The organism is Kitasatospora sp. NPDC059648, assembly GCF_042734825.1.
Lineage (GTDB): Bacteria > Actinomycetota > Actinomycetes > Streptomycetales > Streptomycetaceae > Kitasatospora.
In genome coordinates, this window is the sequence record NZ_JBHWDU010000003.1 from 116,744 (window position 1) to 136,832 (window position 20,089).

Genomic DNA, 20,089 nt, shown 5'->3' on the forward strand with positions numbered 1-20,089 from the left:
ACGTGAGCGAGCAGCCCCCCACCCCCGCCCCCAAGCCCGCCGGCGCCCCCGAGCCCGAGCCGATCCGGTTCTTCGGCACCACCTGGGTCGACCGGGACAACGGCTACTGGCTGCGCCGGGTCGGCGTCTCGATCGGCGCCCTGGCCGCCACCGCCGCCGCCGCGCTGGTGCTGCGCTTCGGCGTCGAGGGCGTCGCACTCTCCGACAACGGAGGCTTCCTGAACGGGCTGCTGACCGCCGCGATCGCGGTCTGCTCGATGATGTCCGTCCGGCGCACCTGGAAGGTGCTCACCGAGGGCAAGGACCAGCTCACCGGCTGGATGGCCGAGGACCGGTCGCTCGGCGCCGTCTGGCTGATCGGCGGGGCCGGCAGCCTGGCCGCCTACTTCGCCCGCAGCCTGGTCGAGGCCCCCGGCGAGGGGGTCAAGCGGGCCGCCCACGAGCGGGCCGTCGAGCGGTACGGCAAGCGCCGGACCGGCCGCAGCGGCCGACCCGGCGCGAAGCGCAGGCGCTGACCCTCACTCGCGGCTGGTCGTGCCGCACTGGCCGCTCGGCGCCAGGTCGTGGCTGCGGTCGTACGGATCCGTGGTCGGGCCCGTCTGCTCGGGGTGGGGCCGGGCGAACTGGCGGAACTGCGGATGCACGAAGCCGTCGTACACGGAGCAGGCGTTGTTGCCCACGTCGGACATGGCCTTCCCAAAGACGATCTTCTTCGCGTCGACCTGGTGCCGGTCCGGATCGTAGAAGCGGTAGTCGCCGACCCTGCGCACGATCGTCCGGGTCGTCCATGTGTCGCCGGAGCTGACGGCGGCCGGCTCGACCAGGCCCACCGGTCGGGCGGTGCCGCCCTGCGGCGCCGCCGGGCCGTCGTTGACCGAGCGGCGGCCGCCCGGGTCGACCGGCGGGGTGTGCTTCCAGCGGGCGGCCAGCATCCGGGTGCGGCCGGACTGCTCCTTGACGGTGGCGGAGCGCACGAACTCCTCGTCCAGCACGAGGTCTGCGAACGGGTCCTTCCCGCCTGCTCCGGACGGGTCGGATCCGCCCGGCTCACCGCCCTCCGAGGGGCGCGGTTCCGGATCTTCGGCGATTGGCATCGCGCCAGTATGCCGACGGGGTGTGACGATCCGTTGATCGGGGGCACGCCTTGTGGTGAACCGGTGTGCGGGCCGCGTGGTTCACCACCGCTTGTCCGGAAATGCGCCGTCAGCCCTTGCCGCGGGCCTGCTTCACCCCGTGCACCACCCCGGCGATCCCCAGCAGGACGGCGGCCGGGAGCAGCGACAGGAGGAGCGCGCCGAACAGGCCCTCGTCGCCGAGGAACATCTGCGCCAGCGTGTCCAGCACCAGCAGCCCGCCGGCCGCCGGGAGCGCCGACTGCCACGGGTGTTCCCGAGCCCACCGCTTGAGCCGCCGGTCGCCGCCGTCCCCGCGCAGCTGGTTGCCGGCCCAGCCGACCAGGAAGAAGAAGAACAGACCCCAGCCGGCCGGTCCGGCCAGCATGCTCAGCGACCAGTCGCCGGAGATCGCCTCGATCCCCAGGGCTGTCGCCCCCACCACCGCACCGACTCCCGCGGCCGTCCGCCACGGGCCCACCGTCGCCGAGGCGACGGCGAGTTGCCGGTTCTCTCGTCGGGACATTCCGTCGTGTGCCATGACTCCACGGTGCGCCTGCCCGGGCGCGGAGGCCATAGGGGAAACCCCCGAGTTTTCTCCCTAGGGCGTGCCCCAGCGCCGCGCGCCCGGCGGGAGTTGTCGGACACCCCCAGGGTGTCAGGCGCATCCCGGGGGCACCGGCCGTGCCGACCACCGGACGGCCGGCCGGGCAACGGCTCCTCCGCAGCCCGCCGACCACGGACCGGACGGTCCCGACGGGCGCCGCGGCACGGTGCGAGGATGGCCGCAGTACCGAGGCTAGGAGCGGACCATGGGCAGCAGCGCAGCACACGGACAGAAGATCGCCTTCCTGGGCACCGGCAAGATCGGCGAGGCCCTGCTCTCCGGTCTGCTGCGGGCCGGCAAGGCCCCGTCGGACGTCCTGGTGACCGCCCGTCGGCCCGAGCGCGCGGCCGAACTCGCCGCCCGTTACGGCGTGGTGGCCGTCTCCAACGCCGAGGCCGCCAAGCTGGCCGACACCCTGATCCTCGCGGTCAAGCCGCAGGACATGGGCACCCTGCTGGAGGAGCTGGCCCCGCACATCGGCGCGGACCGGCTGGTGATCTCCGCGGCGGCCGGAGTCCCCACCGCCTGGTTCGAGGAGCGGCTGGCGGCCGGCACCCCGGTGGTCCGGGTGATGCCCAACACGCCGGTGCTGGTGGACGAGGGGATGAGCGTCATCTCCGGCGGCTCGCACGCCCGGGAGGAGCACCTGGCGCGCGCCGAGGAGATCTTCAGCTCGGTCGGCAAGGCGCTGCGGCTGCCGGAGTCCCAGCAGGACGCGGCCACCGCGCTGTCCGGCTCCGGCCCGGCCTACTTCTACTTCCTGGTGGAGGCGATGACGGACGCGGGCATCCTGCTCGGCCTGCCCCGGCAGGTGGCGCACGACCTGATCGTGCAGTCCGCGATCGGCGCCTCGGTGATGCTGCGCGACTCCGGCGAGCACCCGGTGAAGCTGCGCGAGGCGGTCACCTCCCCGGCCGGTACGACCATCGCGGCCATCCGCGAGCTGGAGAACCACGGGGTCCGGGCCGCGCTGCTGGGCGCCCTGGAGGCGGCCCGGGACCGGTCCAGGGAGCTGGCCTCCGGCGGGAAGTGATCGCGCGCGACCCCTCCCGCGATCGAGGCGCAGCCCCTACGCTCTCGGCCACCGTCGTCCGTACCGGCCAGTAGCGAGGTTCCCGCATGAGTGCCGCGCCGTCCGTGCAGCCCGTTCCGTCCCCGATGGCACCCGGCCTGCGCGTCGGGCGGGCGGCGCTCGCCGTCAGCTTCCTGCTCCAGGGCACCACCTTCGCGCTGCTGGTCACCTGCATCCCGGAGATCCAGCACCGGTACGGGCTGAGCGACGGGCTGCTGCCGGTCTTCCTGGCCGCGGTGCCGATCCTGGCCGGGGTGGGCTCGGTCCTCTCCGAGCAGCTGGTGAAGCGCACCGGCGCCCGGGCCGTGCTGCGGGTGGTCCAGCCGGCGGTCTGCCTCAGCCTGGCGGGCGCCGGGCTGGGCGGTTCGCTGTGGCAACTCGCCCTCGCGCTGGGCGCGTTCGGACTGCTGGTGGGTGCGCTGGACGCCAGCATGAACATGCTGGGGGTGGGCCTCCAGCACCGCTACGGCCGCTCGATCATGATCGGGTTCCACGCCGCGTTCAGCCTCGGCGGCATCCTCGGCGCGGCCGTCGCGGGCCTCGGCTCGCACTACGACCTGGGGCTGCCGGTGCTGTTCGGCACGGCCGCGGCGGTGATCGCCCCGCTCGCGGTGCTGACCGGCAAGCTCCCCCAGCCTTCGGCCGGGGGGACCCCCACCGCCGGACCGGCCGAACTCGGCGACGCCGTACGGGAGGCCGCCGAGGCCGCCGCCCGGCCCATCCCCTGGCGCCCGCTGCTGCCGCTGTGCCTGGCGATGGCGTTCGCGTACATCGCGGACGCCTCGGTCTCCAACTACAGCGTCAAGTACCTCACCGACGGCCTGGGCAGCCGCGAGGACCTGGCCAAGCTCTCCTACCTCGGCTACATGGTCGCGATGCTGCTCGGCCGGGCCCTGGGCGACCGCGCGGTGCAGCGCTTCGGCGCGGTCGCGGTGGTGCGCGGCGGCGCGGCGCTGGCGGCGCTCGGCTTCGGACTGGCCGCGGTGGCCCCCACGGCCTGGGCGGGCATCGCCTCGTTCACCGTGCTCGGCTTCGGCATCTGCGCGATCATCCCGCAGGTGTTCGCGGCCGGCGGGCGGCTCTTCCCGGCCGACTCGGACGCCGCCGTGGCCCGGCTCAACCTCTTCAACTACGTGGGGTTCCTGATCGGTTCACCGCTGGTCGGGGCGATCGCGGACGCCGGCTCGTACCGCTGGGCGCTGCTCGCCCCGATGCTGCTGGTGCTCGCCGTGCTGCCGCTGGCCGAGCGCTTCGCCCCGGCCCCGGTGGCGGCGCCCGTCGCGGCGTGACGGCCCGGGCCTGCCCGCGACGGGTCGGCGAGCCCTGGCCGCCGCCCGTCCGCCGCCACCCACTACGGTGGAGGCCATGCCCGAAGCCGAGCGTGACACCCCCTGCGGCCTGCACCTCTTCTGGGACGAGGCCGTCACCGCCTACGACTTCGGCCCCGGTCACCCGATGGACCCGACCCGGCTGGCGCTCACCATGCGCCTGGTCGAAGCCCTCGGGCTGAGCACCGGGCCGGGGGTGGCCGTCCGTTCCGCACCGGCCGCCGGGGAGTCCACCCTGCAACTGGTGCACACCCGGGAGTACGTCGAAGCGGTCAAGCACGCCGCCGCGCACCCCGAGCAGTCGGACCCCCTACACGGGCTCGGCACCGACGACAACTGGTCCTTCCCGGCGGTCCACTCGGCCTCCTCGCTGATCGCCGGTCAGTCGGTCGCCGCCGCCGAGGCGGTCTGGCGCGGCGACACCCCGCACGCCGTCAACTTCGCCGGCGGGCTGCACCACGCGATGCCCGGCAAGGCCTCCGGCTTCTGCATCTACAACGACCCGGCCCTGGCCATCGCCCGGCTGCTCGAACTCGGCGCCGAGCGGGTCGCCTACGTCGACGTGGACGTCCACCACGGCGACGGCGTCCAGGAGGCCTTCTGGAACGACCCCCGGGTGCTGACCATCTCGCTGCACGAGCACCCGGCCACCCTCTTCCCGCAGACCGGCTGGCCCACCGAGACCGGCGGCCCGGACGCTCCCGGCTCCGCCGCCAACCTGCCGCTGCCGGCCGGCACCGGAGACGCCGGCTGGCTGCGCGCCTTCCACGCCCTGGTGCCCGAGCTGCTCGAAGCCTTCCGGCCGCAGGTCCTGGTCACCCAGCACGGAGCGGACACCCATCTGGAGGACCCGCTCGCCCACCTCGCCGTCACCGTGGACGCCCAGCGGCTGATCGCCGAGGAGCTGCACGAGCTGGCCCACCGGCACGCCGGCGGCCGCTGGGTGGCCACCGGTGGCGGCGGCTACGCGGTGGTGGACGTCGTCCCGCGCACCTGGACCCACCTGGTCGCCACCGCCGCCGGCCGGCCCGTCGACCCGGCCACCGAGACCCCCGAGGCCTGGCGCGCCGAGGTCTACCGCCGTACCCGCCGCCCCGCCCCGCTGCGGATGACCGACGGCGCCCGCCCGGCGTGGCGCGACTTCGAATCGGGTTACGATCCGGCGGACCGACTCGATCAGGCCATCCTCGCCGGCCGCCGCGCGGTGTTCCCCCACCACGGCCTGCTGGCCTGAATCAGCCGCCCCGGCAGGCGTCTGGCGGGCCGTGCGTACGCCGACCGGTGCCATCCGCCGAGTGACTACGTACTGCAACGGTGCTATTCCTCACGGTACGAGGACTGCATCTCCCCTCTTCCCACTGGTACCACCCATAACTACTCTGGGGATACACGTGTGCCGGTGGAGTCACCGGAGGGGAAGCCGGTGCCTTGCACACGGGTTAAGGGTCGGGTGATGGTCATGAGTTCCGTCGAGCGTCCCCTGCAGGAAGTCGTCTTCCTGACCGTGGCCGAGGTCGCCGCGGTCATGCGGGTGTCCAAGATGACCGTGTACCGGTTGGTGCACAGCGGAGAGCTGCCGGCCATCCGGGTCGGACGGTCCTTCCGGGTGCCCCAGCAGGCGGTGCACGAGTACCTCAAGGAGTCGTACGTGCGGCTTGAGAGCGCGTAGCCGACCGGCCGGGCGGGGGCGCGTCCGCAGCCGCGGACGCGCCCCCGTTCGCCCCGGATTTCCCGGGAGTTTCCCGGCTGCCGGGAGTGCGATTTACAGCCCCGGCCACGCGGACGGTAGGCTAGGCCCTCACGTCAGTCGTATGGACTCCGTCTCTCACGGACGAGAGTCTCAGTGAGCGAGGGTTGTTCCGTGGGCTCTGTCATCAAGAAGCGTCGCAAGCGTATGGCCAAGAAGAAGCACCGCAAGCTTCTGAAGAGGACCAGGGTCCAGCGTCGCAACAAGAAGTAACGCCTGAGCCTGCGCCTCGGCCCCGCACTTGCGGGGGCCACCCGCGCACTCGCGTTCAGCGGCGCAGGAAGAACTCATCGGCCCCGCCCTCGCGGGGGTCAGGCGTTCCACCGCCCGTCCAGGCCTCGTGCCTGGGCGGGCGGTGTCGTTTCACGGCACAGCGCGGCGGCGCGGTACGGTGCACGCAGGCCGCTCGGGTCGAGGGAATGGGGTGCAGCACCGTGGGCGTGGTCGTGCTCGTCACCGGCGTGGCACGCCATCTCGGTGCCCGCTTCGCCGCCGAGGTCCGTCGTCGTCCGGGGGTGGACCGGGTCGTCGGCGTGGACGTGCAGCCGCCGCGGTTGCCGGTCGAGGAGCCGGACGGCCCGGCCGCGCCGTACACCTTCCACCAGCTCGACCTGCGCCGCCCGGCGGTCTCCCGGGTGATCGCCGAGCACCGGGTGGACACCGTGGTGCACCTCAGCGTCAGCGCCACCGGTCTGGGCTCCACCAACCGCTCCGCGGTGAAGGAGTCCAACGTCATCGGCACCATGCAGCTGCTCGGCGCCTGTCAGAAGGCCCCCGGGGTGCGCCGGCTGGTGGTGAAGTCCACCACCGGCGTCTACGGCTCCGCGCCCCGCGACCCGGCGGTGTTCAGCGAGCGGATGCAGCCGAAGGACCCGCCCGGCGGCGGCTTCGCCAAGGACGCGGCCGAGGTCGAGGGCTACGTGCGCGGCTTCGCCCGGCGCCGTCCGGACGTCGCGGTGACGGTGCTTCGGTTCGCCAACATCGTCGGCCCGGGCGCCGACACCCCGCTCAGCGAGTACTTCGCGCTGCCGGTGCTGCCCACCGTGCTCGGCTACGACCCCAGGCTGCAGTTCGTCCACGAGGACGACGCGGTCGCGGTGCTCTGCCGGGCCGCCGAGGAGCCCGCCCCGGGCACCGTCAACACCGGCACCTTCAATGTGGCGGGGGAGGGCGTGCTGCTGCTCTCCCAGTGCGCCCGCCGGCTCGGCCGCCCCACCCTGCCGCTGCTGCTGCCCGCGGTCAGCTGGATGGCCGGGCTGGCCCGGCAGACCCGGCTGGTGGACGTCTCGTCGGAGCAGCTGCGGCTGCTGACCCACGGTCGGGTGGTGGACACCACCCGGCTGCGGGAGGTGTTCGGCTACCGCCCGGCGTTCAGCACACCGGAGGCCTTCGCCGACTTCGCCGCCGCCCAGGGCCCAGGCCTGCTGCCGCCCGAGCGGCTGGCCGCCGCCGCCGACCGGCTGGCCGCCCTGCTCGGCCCGGAGCCCCCGGCCGCCGCACCGAACGCCGTACCGAACCGCCCCCACCGCCCGAGGAGCTGAGCCCGCGATGAGTGCCGCCGCCGAGAACGTGCCGGGTGAGGCCAAGGTCATCCCGATCGAGTCCGCACCCAGCTGGAGCTCGCCCGAGGGCCCCGGCCTGGCCGACCGGCTCGCCGGAGCCGTCGGCGGGGCGCTGTCCGGGCAGCTCGGCCCGGCGGCCACCCGGCTGTTCGGCAAGGGCTGGGAGGGCCGGGCCACCGAGGGGCTGGCCTTCCTGCGCCGCCGGATCACCGGCGACTACGAGGTGGACGAGTTCGGTTTCGACCGGGAGCTCACCGAGGAGGTGCTGCTCTCGCTGCTGCGCCCGCTGGCCGAGAAGTACTTCCGGATCGACGTCCAGGGGATCGAGAACATCCCGGCCGAGGGCGGCGCGCTGATCGTCGCCAACCACTCCGGCACCGTCCCGCTGGACGCCCTGATGACCCAGGTGGTCATCCACGACCACCACCCGCACCACCGGCACCTGCGGATGCTCGCCGCGGACCTGGTCTTCGTGCTGCCGGGCGTCAACGAACTGGCCCGCAAGGCCGGCCACACCCTGGCCTGCAACGAGGACGCCCAGGCGCTGCTGGAGCGCGGCGAGGTGGTCGGGGTCTGGCCGGAGGGCTTCAAGGGGATCGGCAAGCCGTTCTCCGAGCGCTACAAGCTCCAGCGCTTCGGCCGCGGCGGCTTCGTCTCCTCGGCGCTGCGGGCGAAGGTGCCGATCGTGCCGTGCTCGATCGTCGGGGCGGAGGAGACCTATCCGATGATCGGCAACGTGAAGACGCTGGCCCGGCTGCTCGGCCTGCCGTACGTGCCGATCACACCGACCTTCCCGTGGCTGGGGCCGCTCGGGGTGCTGCCGCTGCCGACCAAGTGGACGATCCGCTTCGGCGTGCCGATCGCCACCGACGGCTACCCGGCGGAGGCGGCGGACGACCCGATGCTGGTCTTCGACCTGGCCGACGAGGTGCGCGAGACCATCCAGCACACCCTGTATCAGCTGCTGGTGCAGCGGCGGTCGGTGTTCTTCTGATCCGGCGTGCCCGGATGTGACGGTGCCCCGGCGGAGTCCGCTCCGCCGGGGCACCGTCACACCGCACCGCTCAGCTGCCGCCGAGGATCCGCAGGCCTGGCAGCAGGCCCGGAACGAGCGGGGGGACGTCCACCCCCTGCTGGGCACCCGTCGGCGCGCTGGGCAGGCCGGACGGCTGCTGCGGCACCTGCGGCGGGGCCGCGTCGGCGCTCGGCGAGGGCTTGCCCGCGCCGGAGAGCCCGTTGGTGAGGTCGCCGACCAGCCCGTTGACCGCGTCCGGGGCGTTGGTGGGCAGGGTGCTCGGCAGGCCGCCGCCCTTGGCCCCGCTGCCGGCCGTGGTGCCGGGCGCGGCGGGGGCGCGGTCACCGCCGGGGCGGTCGCCCGTGCTGCCCTGGGACTGCCCGGAGCCGGTTGCGGCGCCGGAGCCGCTGGCGCCGGAACCGGCCGGGGAGCCGCCGGTCGAGGAGGACGAGTCGCCGCCCGCTCCGGTGCCGGCCGGGCCACCGCTCTTGGCGGAGGGCTGGGCCAGGCGCAGGGGCGCGACGTCCTCGCTTATGTCGTCGAAGAGCTGGTTCACCAGGTGCGCCTGCTCGGTCAGTTGGACCGGCAGCCGGCCCTGCAGCTCGCTCCAGCGGCCGTCCTCGTCGTGGGCGAAGCCGGCCAGCGCGCGCATCGGGTCCAGCGAGCCGTTGCTGCGGTAGACCGAGCGCAGCAGGTCGCGGCCCTTGAGGGCGTCGGCGTGCATGTCGTCCAGTGCCCGGCGGACCCGGTCGACGGTGGCCGGGCTGAGCGCGGTGCTCGAACCGGGCCGGCCGACCAGGGCGTTGGCCTCGCCGAGCCGGGTGGCGGCGTTGTCGAGCAGCAGCCGGCCGCGTTCCGAGTCGGAGTCCGCGAGGTTCAGCCGGAGCCCTTCGAGGCCGCGCTTCATGCCGTACAGCGTGTCCCCGGGGAGGGCGCTGGAACTCGCGGTGGCGGCCCCCGCCAGGCTGCCGACGGCGAGCCCGGCGACCAGCCCGCCGATCGCGAAGCGGCGGCTCCACCGCCCGCGTGGCGCCGTCCGGATGGCCCGGTGGCGGCGCTGGCGGGGCACCGCGGCGCCCGGCCCACCCGCGAACGCCTGCTCGAACGCGGCCGTCAGCTGGGCTCGTTGGACCGCCCGGACCTCCCGGTCCAGAGCCGGTCCGGGCAGCGCCCCCAGTGCGTCGGCCAGGCCGACCAGTTCGGCCATCGCGACCGAACCCGCCTCGGCGGAAGCGGTGTTGGCCGAATCGGCGTTGGCCGCGCGGCGTTGCTCCGCCTGGTGGGCCTCCAGCGCCTCGGTGAAGGCCTTCACCCGCCGGTGCTCCAGCACGTTTGCCGTCACGGACCACACCTCCCTTCGTCGTTGTCGACACCCCGGCCTGCCGGACGGTTGCCCCGGCGGGCCAAAGCCACTCCATCGGGTGATAGGTCGCAATTCGGCTTGACCGTACGCCTGGTGGGGGCTTGCACGCTGGCCAACGAGCGGTGCGGGCGGTCGGTTACGCACGGCTGATCATCGGACCGACCGTTCACCCGGACGTGTCGGTCGGGTACGTGCGGTGACGGCCTTCCGGGTCGCCGCCGGACCAGGGCCCGCCCGGGCCCCGTCGGTCCCCCGGTCACCGTCGCCTCATCGCGCGTCGGGCGGCAGGAGCCTGGCCAGGGTGCGGACGGCGCGGTACTGGAGGGTCTTGATGGCGCCCTCGTTCTTGCCCATGATCCGTGCCGTCTCGGCCACCGAGAGCCCCTGGAGGAAGCGCAGCGTCACGCACTCCTGCTGCTGCGGGTTGAGCCGGCGCACCGCGTCCAGCAGGGCGGCGTTGGAGAGCGACTCCAGCACCGACTCCTCCGGGCTGCGCTCGCACTCGTTGGAGTCGAGCATCTCGCCGGTGGTGACCTCCAGCCGGAACCGGCTGGACTTGAAGTGGTCGGCGACCAGGTTGCGGGCGATGGTGACCAGCCAGGCGCCGAAGTCCCGGCCCTGCCAGGTGAAGGTGCCGATCCGGCGCAGCGCGCGCAGGAAGGTCTCGCTGGTGAGGTCCTCGGCGGTGGCCCGACTGCCGACCCGGTAGTAGATGTAGCGGTAGACGGTGTCCGCGTAGTGGTCGTAGAGCCCGCCGAAGGCCTCGCTCTCGCCTGCCTGGGCCCGCTCGACCAGCTCCATGATCGGGTTGTGCTCGGTCTCGTAGCCGGGGCTCGGCGCGGTGCGGGCGCGGCTGCGGCCGACGCCGGCGGTGCCGGTGCGGCCGCGCGAGCCGGTGCCGGTGGAGCCGGCGGCGGTGGTGCGCAGCGCCAGTCCGGGGCCGTGCTGGTGGCCGAACGGCGCGCCGGCGGGCACGAGTTGGGGCGAGGCGGCGAGCTGGCTGCGGAGCAGGGTGCGCAGCAGGTCCAGGCCGGTGGAGATCTGCCGCTCGGCGGTCGGACGGCCGCGGAGGCCGGTGCGGGCGCGCAGGGGCGCGGACGACGGGCGGGAGGGAGCAGGCGCGTCGTTCCGGACGGGTGGGTACACGGGACTCCCAGAGGCAGAACTGTGGACGGATCACCTCCGCCTGCGCGGAGAGCACTCCCCATGGCACCCGTTCGAGCGGGATGCATGGGTGACGTGCATCCAGGAGAGAATAACGCTTTGTGCAATGACAGCTACACCCTGTGGTCGAAGTGGTCGTTTGGGATCCATTTGCTGTGCATATTCGGCTGACACTGACCGGAGATGTCATCGTTCATCCGGCTCAACGTGACCGCTTGGGCGCCCAGGGTGACCAATTCGGTGGTGCCACGGGCGGTTTCCCAGCCTTGGGGTTCGGCAACCCCCGACTTTCCGGGTCTGGCGAACAATCAGAACCGGTCATTGAGTGTCAGATTCGCTCAGACGGCTCGGACGGCCTCGGGGCAACGGGGAGTTCGCTCGTACGAGGGGGCAGGTCAGGCCCATGATTGACGCCTCCTCACCCGTGCGGGCGAGGTGCGGAAACGGTTCCCCGCACGGGAGCCGGGAGGCCGTCCGGCCGGACTCCGGCGGGTGTCGGGGCCGTTCCGGGCGTGGCTCAGCCGCGCCGGCGACGGCGCTGCAGCGCCACCGCGGCCGCCGTCGCGCCGGCCGCCACCCCGAGTGCGCCCGCCGCCGGCAGCCCCACCCGGGCCGCCTTGCGGCCGGTGCGGAAGTCGCGGACCCGCCAGCCCTGCGCCCGGGCGTGCCGCCGCAGCGCGCCGTCCGGGTTCACCACGTACGGGTGGCCGACCAGCGAGAGCATCGGGATGTCGTTGGCCGAGTCGCTGTACGCGGCGCAGCGGTCGAGGTCCAGCCGCTCGCGCCGGGCCAGCGCGCCCACCGCGGCGGCCTTGGCCGGGCCGTGCAGCAGGTCGCCGACCAGTCGGCCGGTGTAGTGGCCGTCCCGGGCCTCGGCGACGGTGCCGAGCGCGCCGGTCATGCCGAGCCGCCGGGCGATGATCCGGGCGACCTCCAGCGGGGCGGCGGTCACCAGCCAGACCCGCTGGCCCGCGTCCAGGTGCATCTGGACCAGTGCGCGGGTGCCGGGCCAGATCTTGTCGGCGACGACCTGCTCGAAGACCTCCTCGCAGATCACCTCCAGATCGGCGGTGCGCTTCCCGGCGACGATGCCGAGGGCGGTGTTGCGGGCGTCCGAGATGTGGTCCGGGTCCTCGGTGCCGTGCAGCCGGAACATGGCCTGCTGCCAGGCGAAGCGGGCGATGTCGCGGCGGGTGAGGAAGCCGTGGCGGTAGAGGCCGACGCCGAGGTAGAAGATGGCCGCGCCGCGCAGGATGGTGTTGTCGCAGTCGAAGAAGGCGGCGGCGCGCGGGTCGTCCCGGTCGGGGGTGTGGTTCCCGGCCGGCGCCTTGGGGGCCTTCCCGGGCCGGCCCGCGGCGGGGGCCCCGGCCGCGGTGCCCACCGTCGCCGTCGCCCCGGGTCCGGTGGTGTCCGCTTCGAGGGCGCCCGCCCCGGCGGTGTCCGTAGCGGGGGCGGCCGCAGCGTGGGCGTCCGTCGCGAGGGGGGAGAGCGGCTCGGCGCGCAGGGCGGCCTCGGCGGCCGCGGCGGCGGCCTCGCCCGCCAGGGCGCTCCGCTCGGTGGAGGAGCGCCTCGCCTGGGTGAGCCTTCGGAGCACGGCCATGTCATCGAGCATATCCAGCCGGGAGGGGAGCGGCCGTGACGACGCCGTGCCCGTGGGGTGAACAGCTTCCCGGCCCCGTCCCCGGCGCCCCGGGGGCGGGGTGGGGGAGTGGCGCACAATGGCGGGGTGAGCCCACTGCTGCGACGTAAGAGCCCCGAGCCGGCGGACCGTACCGTGACCCTGGTCGCCAAGCCCGGCTGCCACCTGTGCGACGAGGCTCGGGAGGTGATCGTCCGGGTGGCGGCGGAGCTGGGCGCGGCCTTCGAGGAGAAGGACATCACCCGGGACGAGGAGCTGTACCGCCGCTACTGGGAGCAGATCCCGGTCACCCTGATCGACGGCCGCCAGCACGACTTCTGGCGGGTCGACGAGGGCAGGCTGCGCAAGGCCCTGGGCGCCTGAGGAACCGTTCGTCCGTGTGTCGCCGCCCCCGCCGACCGGCGGGGGCGGTTCGCCGAATCGTTGCCAAAGACACTCCGTCCCGGCCTGGGGCGGGGTGCCTCGGTCGGCTTACGATCGAACGCGTTTGCGCCCGTGGGGGGCTGAGCACACGAGGAGTGCCGCCATGCTTCCCCGCCCGACCCCCGCGACGTCCGAGGCCCTGCCCGGTGGCCGGGGCTTCGCCGTGGTGGACGTCGAGGCGACCGGCCGCAGCCCGTGGCGGCACCGGGTGGTCGAGGTGGCGGTGGTGCTGCTGGACGAGCGGCTCTGCCCCGAGGGGGAGTTCGCCACCCTGCTGGATCCGCTGGGCCCGGTCGGCCCGACCCACGTGCACCGGATACGCCAGGCGGACGTCGAGGGCGCCCCGCGGTTCCGGGAGATCGCCCCGCGGCTGCTGGAGCTGCTGGCGGGCCGGGTGCTGGTCGGCCATCACGTCAGCTGCGACCACGCCTTCCTGGACCGCGAGTTCGCCCGCATCGGGGTGCCGCTGCCGCCCGTCCCGCTGCTGTGCACGATGCGGCTGGCCCGCGCCCACCTGCCGGAGGTCCGCGGCTACGGGCTGGCGGCCTGCGCGGAGGCGACCGGCCTGGGGTGGTACCCGGCGCACACCGCGCTCGGCGACGCCCGGGTGACCGCCGAGCTGCTGCGACACTGCGTGGGCGCCCCGTCCTGCCCGCCCGACGACTGGGCCGACCCGCTGCGCGAGGCCGCCCGGGTGCCGTGGCCGCGGCTGGGCCGGGCCCGGTCCCGCCCGTCCGGAGGGCCCGTCCCACTGCTGCGCCGCGAGGCGTCGTACGGCCCCTGGCTGCCCGGTTCCGCGGCCCCGGAGCTCGTCCTGACGCAGCCCGGTGCTATGGGTTCGACGGCGTGATGCGCATCACTGTGCGGGGACAAATCGGACACCATCTTTGTGCACACGTTCACAAACGCTTAGCCTGGCTGCCAAAGCCCAGCTTCACCCACAGGAGCACCGTGGCAATCGGCCGATCACCACAGAGCAGTCCGCAGACGCCTGACCAGGGCGCCGCGCGCCGACCCTCGCGTGCCCGGGGCATCCCGGAGGCGACCGTCGCCCGGCTCCCCCTCTACCTGCGGGCCCTCACCGCACTCTCCGAGCGCTCGGTGCCGACCGTCTCCTCCGAGGAACTGGCCGCCGCGGCCGGCGTGAACTCGGCCAAGCTGCGCAAGGACTTCTCCTACCTCGGCTCGTACGGCACCCGCGGCGTCGGCTACGACGTCGAGTACCTCGTCTACCAGATCTCCCGCGAGCTCGGCCTGACCCAGGACTGGCCGGTCGTCATCGTCGGCATCGGGAACCTCGGCCACGCCCTCGCCAACTACGGCGGCTTCGCCTCCCGCGGCTTCCGGGTCGCCGCCCTGTTGGACGCCGACCCGAACGTGGTCGGTTCCACCGCGGCCGGACTGCCGGTGCGCCACATGGACGAGCTGGAGTCGATCGTCGAGAGCCAGCACGTCTCGATCGGCGTGATCACCACCCCGCCCGGCGCCGCCCAGCAGGTTTGCGACCGGCTGGTCGAGGCAGGCGTTACCAGCATCCTGAACTTCGCCCCGACCGTGCTGACCGTTCCGGACGGCGTGGACGTGCGCAAGGTGGACCTCTCCATCGAACTGCAGATCCTCGCCTTCCACGAGCAGCGCAAGGCCGGGGAGGAGCCCGACCGCACCGAGTCGGTGCTGGACCGCGCCCCCGGCCCGGTCCGGGCGGCCGCGGCCAAGCTCCGCCGGGCGGCCGGCGGCAGCGGCAAGGGTCGCCCCGGTGCCGAGCCGGTGGTCAAGGACCAGGCCGAGCAGGCCACCAAGGGCAAGACCGCCAAGGGCGGCGAGGGCGAGCTGTCCGCGGTGATGCCCGCATGAACACCGAGAGCTGTGGGGGGCGGGCATGAGTCTTCTCGTCGTCGGACTGAGCCACCGGACGGCGCCGGTCGGCGTGCTGGAGCGCGCCGCGCTGACCGGTGAGGTCCCGACCCGGCTGCTGCACGACGCGGCCGCCTCCTCGACCGTCGCCGAGGCCGCCCTGCTCAACACCTGCAACCGGATCGAGCTGTACGCGGACGTGGACAAGTTCCACGCCGGCGTCGCCGAGCTCTCGCTGCTGCTGGCCCACCACAGCGGGGTGGACCTGGAGGAGCTGACCTCCCACCTGTACGTCCACTACGAGGACCGCGCCGTCCACCACCTGTTCTCGGTGGCCTGCGGCCTGGACTCGATGGTGGTCGGCGAGGGCCAGATCCTCGGCCAGCTTCGCGACGCGCTGGCCAAGGCCCAGGACGAGCACACCGCCGGGCGCGGCCTGAACGAGCTGTTCCAGCAGGCCCTGCGGGTCGGCAAGCGGGCGCACAGCGAGACCGGCATCGACAAGGCCGGCCAGTCGCTGGTCACCTTCGGCCTGGAGCAGGTCGCCGCGGGCGCGGGCGAGATCGCCGGCAAGCGCGCGCTGGTGGTCGGGGCCGGCTCGATGAGCTCGCTGGCCGCCGCCACCCTGGTCCGCTCCGGCGTCACCGACCTGCTGATCGCAAACCGGACGCCGGCCCGCGCCGAGCGCCTGGTGGAGATCCTCGGCCCGGACGTGGCCCGCTCCCTGGACCTCGCCAAGGTGCCGGAGGCACTGGCCGACGTCGACCTGGTGATCTCCTGCACCGGCGCGGCCGGCGTGGTGGTCCGGGCCGAGGACGTGGCCGCCGCGGTCGCCGTCCGTACCTCCCCGGAACCGCTGGCCCTGCTCGACCTCGCCATGCCGCGCGACGTCGACCACGCCGTGCACGAGCTCGACGGCGCCCTGCTGGTCGACCTGGAGAGCCTCTCCCACGCGCACGCCGCCAGCCCCGGCGCCGGCGACGTCGACGAGGTCACCCGGATCGTCGCCGACGAGGTCACCGCCTTCGGCGCCGCCCAGCGGGCCGCCCGGATCGCCCCGACCGTGGTCGCGCTGCGGGCGATGGCCTCCGACGTGGTCGCCGCCGAACTGGGCCGGCTGGACTCCCGGCTGCCCGAGCTCGACGAGCGCTCCCGCGCCGAGATCACCCAGACCGTCCGCCGCGTCGTCGACAAGCTGCTGCACGCCCCGACCGTCCGGGTGAAGCAGCTGGCCGCCGAGCCCGGCGGCGCCTCCTACGCGGACGCCCTGCGCGAGCTGTTCGACCTCGACCCGGCGGCCGTGCACGCCGTGTCGGGCACGCCCGTCGGCGGCCGGCCCCAGCCCTCGGGCGGGGGCACCAGATGAACCGTCAGCCATCCCACGAGTACCACCGGGACGATCACCTCATGAATGGTCAACCGCTCACCGAGCAGGCTCCGGCCGCCGCCCTGCGGCTCGGCACCCGGCGCAGCGCGCTCGCCATGGCCCAGTCGGGCATGGTCGCCCGCGAGGTGACCAGGCTCACCGGCCGCCCCGTCGAGCTGGTCGAGATCACCACCTACGGAGACACCTCCCGGGAGGCCCTCGCACAGATCGGCGGCACCGGCGTGTTCGTCTCCGCGCTGCGGGACGCCCTGCTGGAGGGCCGGATCGACTTCGCCGTGCACTCGCTCAAGGACCTGCCGACCGCCGCGCCCGAGGGCCTGGCGCTGGCCGCCGTCCCCGAGCGCGAGGACGTCCGGGATGCCCTGGTCGCGGCCGAGGGCCTGACCCTGGACGAGCTGGTGGAGAAGCTGGCCGGCGCCGGGCGCGCGGCCCGGATCGGCACCGGCTCGCCGCGCCGGATGGCCCAGCTGAACGCCTGGGCCCGGGCCCGCGGGGCGCAGCTGGAGACCGTCGCGATCCGCGGCAACGTGGACACCCGGATCGGCTACGTGGCCGGTGGCGAGCTGGACGCCGTGGTGCTGGCCACGGCCGGCCTCAACCGGCTGGGCCGCGGCGCCGAGATCTCGCAGCACCTGGACCCCGAGCTGATGATCCCGGCCCCCGGCCAGGGCGCGCTCGCGATCGAGTGCCGCGCCGCCGACGGCGATCTGACCGCCGCGCTCGCCGCGCTGGACCACGCCCCCACCCGGGTCGCCGTGGCCGCCGAGCGCGCCCTGCTGGCCACCCTGGAGGCCGGCTGCTCGGCGCCGGTGGCCGCACTGGCCACCTGGAGCCGGGAGAACGAACTGCAGCTGGACGGTGTGGTCGGAGACCCCGACGGCGCCGCCCTGCTGAAGATGTCCGCCAACGGTCCGATCGTCCTCGACGAGACCGCCGAGCAGCAGGCGCGGGCCCTCGGCCACGCCCTGGCCGCCCGGCTGCTCGGCGCGGGCGCGGCCACCCTGATGGGGGAGCGAGCCCGATGAGCCCCACCGCCGCCACCGACGCCCTGTTCCCGGCCGCCCAGCCCACCGGACGGTGCACCTTCCTGGGGGCGGGCCCGGGGGACCCGGGCCTGCTGACCCTGCGCGCGGTCGAGGTGCTGTCCTCGGCCGACGTCCTGGTCGCCGACCCGCTGACCGCCGCGGCCGTGCGCACCCACTGCCCGGCCGGCGTGCAGGTCCACACCCCGGCCGCCGAAAGTGCCGACTTCGACCTCGCCAAGCTGGTCGCCGAGGCCGTCCGGGCCGGCAAGCACGTGGTCCGCACCGTCGACGGCGACCCGGGCCTGGACGGCTGCGCCGCCGAGGAGATGCTCAGCTGCGCGGGTGACGGGATCCCCTTCGAGGTGATCCCGGGCGTCGCCCAGTCGGTCGGCGTCCCGGCGTACGCGGGCGTCCCGCTGCGCGGCGCGGCCGGTACCGACGTGCGCTTCGTGGACGGCGCCCAGCTGCTGTCCGGCGCCCCGGTCGACCTGGGCGCGCCGGAGACCACCCTGGTGGTGCGCACCACCCTGGGCCAGCTGCCGGCCACCGCGAGCGCGCTGGTGTCCAACGGCCGCAAGCCGGAGTCGGCGCTGAGCGCCACCCTGTCCGGCACCACCACCCGTCAGCGCACCTTCACCTCCACGCTGTCCACCATCGCGGCCGACCTCAAGGCCGCCCGGGTGCTGCCCTCGCCGGTGTCCGCCCCGGTGGACCCGGCGACCTCGGTGATAGCCGTGGTGGGCGAGCAGGTCGCCCACCGGGCCTCGCACTCGTGGTTCGAGACCAAGCCGCTGTTCGGCTGGAACGTCCTCGTGCCGCGCACCAAGGAGCAGGCCCACGGCCTGTCCGAGCAGCTGCGTTCGTACGGCGCCGTGCCGCAGGAGGTGCCGACCATCGCGGTCGAGCCGCCGCGCACCCCGCAGCAGATGGAGCGGGCCATCAAGGGCCTGGTCACCGGCCGGTACGAGTGGATCGCCTTCACCTCGGTGAACGCGGTGCGCGCCGTTCGGGAGAAGTTCGAGGAGTACGGCCTGGACGCCCGGGCGTTCGCCGGGATCAAGGTCGCGGCGGTCGGCGAGACCACCGCGCAGGCCCTGGTGGACTTCGGCGTGAAGCCGGACCTGGTGCCCTCCGGCGAGCAGTCCGCGGCCGGGCTGCTGGAGGACTGGCCGCCGTACGACCCGGTCTTCGACCCGATCGACCGGGTGCTGCTGCCGCGCGCCGACATCGCCACCGAGACCCTGGTGGCCGGTCTGGTCGAGCTCGGCTGGGAGGTCGACGACGTGACGGCGTACCGGACGGTGCGCGCCTCGCCGCCGCCGGCGGAGACCCGCGAGGCGATCAAGGGCGGCGGTTTCGACGCGGTGCTGTTCACCTCGTCCTCGACCGTCCGCAACCTGGTCGGCATCGCCGGCAAGCCGCACAACGTCACGGTCATCGCCTGCATCGGCCCGGCCACCGCCAAGACCGCCGAGGAACACGGCCTGCGGGTCGACGTGATGGCCCCGGCGCCGTCGGCGGCCGCGCTGGCCCAGGCGCTGGCAGACTTCGGAGCCAAGCGCCGCGACACCGCGACGGCCGCGGGCGAGCCGGTCTACCGGCCCAGCGAGCGCCGTCCGGGATCCCGCCGCAAGGCCCGCTGAGGGCGCCAACCACACTGCTGGGGGCGGCGGTTCGCCGCCTCCAGCGCTGCACAACCGTTCGGAGAGAGAAGCCGTGTCCGCTGAATTCCCGTACGTTCGCCCCCGTCGTCTGCGGCAGAGCCCGGCGATGCGCCGGCTGGTCGCCGAGACCCGGCTGCACCCGGCAGAGCTGATCCTGCCCGCCTTCGTCAGCGAGGGCATCGCCGAGCCGAGGCCGATCACCTCGATGCCGGGTGTGCTCCAGCACACCCGGGACAGCCTGCGGAAGGCCGCGGTGGAGGCCGCCGAGGCGGGCGTGGGCGGCATCATGCTGTTCGGTCTGCCCGAGGTGAAGGACGCCGTCGGCTCCGAGGGCACCAATCCGGACGGGATCCTGCAGCAGGCCATCCGCGACGTGGTCGCGGAGGTCGGCGACCAGCTGGTGGTCATGTCGGACCTCTGCCTGGACGAGTTCACCGACCACGGCCACTGCGGCGTGCTGGCCGAGGACGGCAGCGTCGACAACGACGCGACCCTGGCGCGCTACGCCGAGATGGCCGTGGTCCAGGCGGAGGCCGGCGTCCACATGGTCGGCCCTTCGGGGATGATGGACGGTCAGATCGCCGTGATCCGGCGGGCGTTGGACGAGGCCGGGCGCCAGGACGTCAGTGTCCTCGCCTACACCGCCAAGTACGCCTCCGCGCTGTACGGCCCGTTCCGCGAGGCCGTGAACTCCTCGCTCAGGGGCGACCGCAAGACCTACCAGCAGGACCCGGCGAACGCCCGCGAGGCGCTGCGCGAGCTGGAGCTGGACCTCGCCGAGGGCGCGGACCTGGTGATGGTCAAGCCGGCCATGCTGTACCTGGACGTCCTGCGGCAGGTCGCCGACGCCTCGCCGGTGCCGGTGGCCGCGTACCAGATCTCCGGCGAGTACTCGATGGTGGAGGCCGCCGCCGCCAACGGCTGGATCGAGCGCGAGCGCACCATCCTGGAGACCCTCACCTCGATCCGCCGGGCCGGTGCCGAGCAGATCCTCACCTACTGGGCGGTCGAGGCCGCCCGGATGCTCAAGCAGCGGTAGGAACGGCAGGGCAAGGGACACCACGGAAGGCCGGGCCCCGCGCGGGGCCCGGCCGTCCGGGTCCCGCTTTCTTACAGCCGGTGATGTG

Annotated in this window: 20 protein-coding genes; 15 read left to right on the top strand and 5 right to left on the bottom strand. The window is 74.1% G+C overall.

Annotation, left to right across the window (positions count from 1 at the left end):
• Nucleotides 1–2: 2 nt before the first annotated feature.
• Nucleotides 3–515: a hypothetical protein gene (locus ACFV1W_RS03295; RefSeq protein WP_380412619.1), complete on the top strand. Its 513-nt coding sequence runs from the start codon at nucleotides 3–5 to the stop codon at nucleotides 513–515.
• A 3-nt stretch (nucleotides 516–518) separates the two neighbouring features.
• Here the strand turns inward: ACFV1W_RS03295 and ACFV1W_RS03300 are convergent, their stop codons facing one another.
• Both ACFV1W_RS03300 and ACFV1W_RS03305 read right to left on the bottom strand, forming a co-directional pair.
• On the bottom strand, nucleotides 519–1,094 hold the full coding sequence (locus ACFV1W_RS03300; protein WP_380412621.1) for a hypothetical protein: 576 nt from the start codon (nucleotides 1,092–1,094) through the stop codon (nucleotides 519–521).
• A 109-nt stretch (nucleotides 1,095–1,203) separates the two neighbouring features.
• The gene (locus tag ACFV1W_RS03305; protein ID WP_380412623.1) at nucleotides 1,204–1,653 is read right to left on the bottom strand and encodes a hypothetical protein; all 450 of its coding nucleotides are present in this window, start codon (nucleotides 1,651–1,653) and stop codon (nucleotides 1,204–1,206) included.
• A gap of 271 nt (nucleotides 1,654–1,924) precedes the next feature.
• On the opposite strand from ACFV1W_RS03305, the gene proC reads away from it, so the two are divergent.
• The 7 genes from proC to ACFV1W_RS03340 all read left to right on the top strand — a co-directional run bounded on the left by proC (nucleotide 1,925) and on the right by ACFV1W_RS03340 (nucleotide 8,422).
• Nucleotides 1,925–2,752, top strand: coding sequence for a pyrroline-5-carboxylate reductase (gene proC, locus ACFV1W_RS03310; RefSeq protein WP_380412625.1), 828 nt, complete (start codon nucleotides 1,925–1,927; stop codon nucleotides 2,750–2,752).
• Between the two features lie 86 nt (nucleotides 2,753–2,838).
• The gene (locus tag ACFV1W_RS03315; protein ID WP_380412626.1) at nucleotides 2,839–4,080 is read left to right on the top strand and encodes an MFS transporter; all 1,242 of its coding nucleotides are present in this window, start codon (nucleotides 2,839–2,841) and stop codon (nucleotides 4,078–4,080) included.
• A 76-nt stretch (nucleotides 4,081–4,156) separates the two neighbouring features.
• Nucleotides 4,157–5,353 (top strand): acetoin utilization protein AcuC, encoded by a 1,197-nt coding sequence (locus ACFV1W_RS03320; protein ID WP_380412628.1) that lies wholly within the window; start codon nucleotides 4,157–4,159, stop codon nucleotides 5,351–5,353.
• A 225-nt stretch (nucleotides 5,354–5,578) separates the two neighbouring features.
• Entirely contained in the window at nucleotides 5,579–5,788 is a 210-nt protein-coding gene (locus ACFV1W_RS03325) for a helix-turn-helix domain-containing protein (RefSeq protein ID WP_045699258.1), read from the top strand.
• A gap of 192 nt (nucleotides 5,789–5,980) precedes the next feature.
• Entirely contained in the window at nucleotides 5,981–6,079 is a 99-nt protein-coding gene (locus ACFV1W_RS03330; RefSeq protein ID WP_003948845.1) for a 30S ribosomal protein bS22, read from the top strand.
• A 221-nt stretch (nucleotides 6,080–6,300) separates the two neighbouring features.
• Nucleotides 6,301–7,407, top strand: a complete 1,107-nt coding sequence (locus tag ACFV1W_RS03335) for an NAD-dependent epimerase/dehydratase family protein (RefSeq protein WP_380412819.1) — start codon at nucleotides 6,301–6,303, stop codon at nucleotides 7,405–7,407.
• A 7-nt stretch (nucleotides 7,408–7,414) separates the two neighbouring features.
• On the top strand, nucleotides 7,415–8,422 hold the full coding sequence (locus ACFV1W_RS03340) for a lysophospholipid acyltransferase family protein (RefSeq protein ID WP_380412630.1): 1,008 nt from the start codon (nucleotides 7,415–7,417) through the stop codon (nucleotides 8,420–8,422).
• 70 nt (nucleotides 8,423–8,492) lie between these two features.
• On the opposite strand, the gene ACFV1W_RS03345 is transcribed toward ACFV1W_RS03340, so the two are convergent.
• The 3 genes from ACFV1W_RS03345 to ACFV1W_RS03355 all read right to left on the bottom strand — a co-directional run bounded on the left by ACFV1W_RS03345 (nucleotide 8,493) and on the right by ACFV1W_RS03355 (nucleotide 12,570).
• Nucleotides 8,493–9,785: a DUF5667 domain-containing protein gene (locus tag ACFV1W_RS03345; protein WP_380412632.1), complete on the bottom strand. Its 1,293-nt coding sequence runs from the start codon at nucleotides 9,783–9,785 to the stop codon at nucleotides 8,493–8,495.
• Between the two features lie 288 nt (nucleotides 9,786–10,073).
• Nucleotides 10,074–10,895: an ECF subfamily RNA polymerase sigma factor, BldN family gene (locus tag ACFV1W_RS03350; protein ID WP_380412821.1), complete on the bottom strand. Its 822-nt coding sequence runs from the start codon at nucleotides 10,893–10,895 to the stop codon at nucleotides 10,074–10,076.
• Between the two features lie 592 nt (nucleotides 10,896–11,487).
• Nucleotides 11,488–12,570 carry an HAD family hydrolase gene (locus ACFV1W_RS03355; RefSeq protein ID WP_380412634.1) on the bottom strand — a complete coding sequence of 361 codons (1,083 nt, stop codon included), beginning with the start codon at nucleotides 12,568–12,570 and terminating at the stop codon, nucleotides 11,488–11,490.
• Nucleotides 12,571–12,696: 126 nt separating this feature from the next.
• Here ACFV1W_RS03355 and ACFV1W_RS03360 point away from each other — a divergent pair, with 126 nt between their 5' ends.
• The 7 genes from ACFV1W_RS03360 to hemB all read left to right on the top strand — a co-directional run bounded on the left by ACFV1W_RS03360 (nucleotide 12,697) and on the right by hemB (nucleotide 20,001).
• Nucleotides 12,697–12,972 (top strand): glutaredoxin family protein, encoded by a 276-nt coding sequence (locus ACFV1W_RS03360; RefSeq protein WP_380412636.1) that lies wholly within the window; start codon nucleotides 12,697–12,699, stop codon nucleotides 12,970–12,972.
• Nucleotides 12,973–13,135: 163 nt separating this feature from the next.
• Nucleotides 13,136–13,882 (top strand): exonuclease domain-containing protein, encoded by a 747-nt coding sequence (locus tag ACFV1W_RS03365; RefSeq protein WP_380412638.1) that lies wholly within the window; start codon nucleotides 13,136–13,138, stop codon nucleotides 13,880–13,882.
• Between the two features lie 107 nt (nucleotides 13,883–13,989).
• Entirely contained in the window at nucleotides 13,990–14,886 is an 897-nt protein-coding gene (locus tag ACFV1W_RS03370; protein WP_380412823.1) for a redox-sensing transcriptional repressor Rex, read from the top strand.
• Between the two features lie 25 nt (nucleotides 14,887–14,911).
• Complete coding sequence (locus ACFV1W_RS03375) at nucleotides 14,912–16,252, top strand: glutamyl-tRNA reductase (RefSeq protein ID WP_380412639.1); 1,341 nt, start codon at nucleotides 14,912–14,914, stop codon at nucleotides 16,250–16,252.
• A gap of 41 nt (nucleotides 16,253–16,293) precedes the next feature.
• Nucleotides 16,294–17,298 carry a hydroxymethylbilane synthase gene (gene hemC / locus ACFV1W_RS03380; protein WP_380412640.1) on the top strand — a complete coding sequence of 335 codons (1,005 nt, stop codon included), beginning with the start codon at nucleotides 16,294–16,296 and terminating at the stop codon, nucleotides 17,296–17,298.
• Nucleotides 17,295–18,941 carry a uroporphyrinogen-III synthase gene (locus ACFV1W_RS03385; protein ID WP_380412641.1) on the top strand — a complete coding sequence of 549 codons (1,647 nt, stop codon included), beginning with the start codon at nucleotides 17,295–17,297 and terminating at the stop codon, nucleotides 18,939–18,941. The genes hemC and ACFV1W_RS03385 overlap by 4 nt, the downstream gene beginning before the upstream one ends.
• Nucleotides 18,942–19,014: 73 nt before the next feature.
• Nucleotides 19,015–20,001: a porphobilinogen synthase gene (hemB, locus tag ACFV1W_RS03390; RefSeq protein WP_380412643.1), complete on the top strand. Its 987-nt coding sequence runs from the start codon at nucleotides 19,015–19,017 to the stop codon at nucleotides 19,999–20,001.
• The last annotated feature ends 88 nt before the right edge of the window (nucleotides 20,002–20,089 follow it).

Coding starts and splice junctions, on each gene's coding strand:
- ACFV1W_RS03385 (WP_380412641.1), top strand. CDS start 17,295: ATGAGCCCCACCGCCGCCACCGACGCCCTGTTCCCGGCCGCCCAGCCC.
- hemC (WP_380412640.1), top strand. CDS start 16,294: ATGAATGGTCAACCGCTCACCGAGCAGGCTCCGGCCGCCGCCCTGCGG.
- ACFV1W_RS03325 (WP_045699258.1), top strand. CDS start 5,579: ATGAGTTCCGTCGAGCGTCCCCTGCAGGAAGTCGTCTTCCTGACCGTG.
- ACFV1W_RS03375 (WP_380412639.1), top strand. CDS start 14,912: ATGAGTCTTCTCGTCGTCGGACTGAGCCACCGGACGGCGCCGGTCGGC.
- ACFV1W_RS03300 (WP_380412621.1), bottom strand. CDS start 1,094: ATGCCAATCGCCGAAGATCCGGAACCGCGCCCCTCGGAGGGCGGTGAG.
- ACFV1W_RS03315 (WP_380412626.1), top strand. CDS start 2,839: ATGAGTGCCGCGCCGTCCGTGCAGCCCGTTCCGTCCCCGATGGCACCC.
- proC (WP_380412625.1), top strand. CDS start 1,925: ATGGGCAGCAGCGCAGCACACGGACAGAAGATCGCCTTCCTGGGCACC.
- ACFV1W_RS03305 (WP_380412623.1), bottom strand. CDS start 1,653: ATGGCACACGACGGAATGTCCCGACGAGAGAACCGGCAACTCGCCGTC.
- ACFV1W_RS03320 (WP_380412628.1), top strand. CDS start 4,157: ATGCCCGAAGCCGAGCGTGACACCCCCTGCGGCCTGCACCTCTTCTGG.
- ACFV1W_RS03355 (WP_380412634.1), bottom strand. CDS start 12,570: ATGGCCGTGCTCCGAAGGCTCACCCAGGCGAGGCGCTCCTCCACCGAG.
- ACFV1W_RS03340 (WP_380412630.1), top strand. CDS start 7,415: ATGAGTGCCGCCGCCGAGAACGTGCCGGGTGAGGCCAAGGTCATCCCG.
- ACFV1W_RS03365 (WP_380412638.1), top strand. CDS start 13,136: ATGCTTCCCCGCCCGACCCCCGCGACGTCCGAGGCCCTGCCCGGTGGC.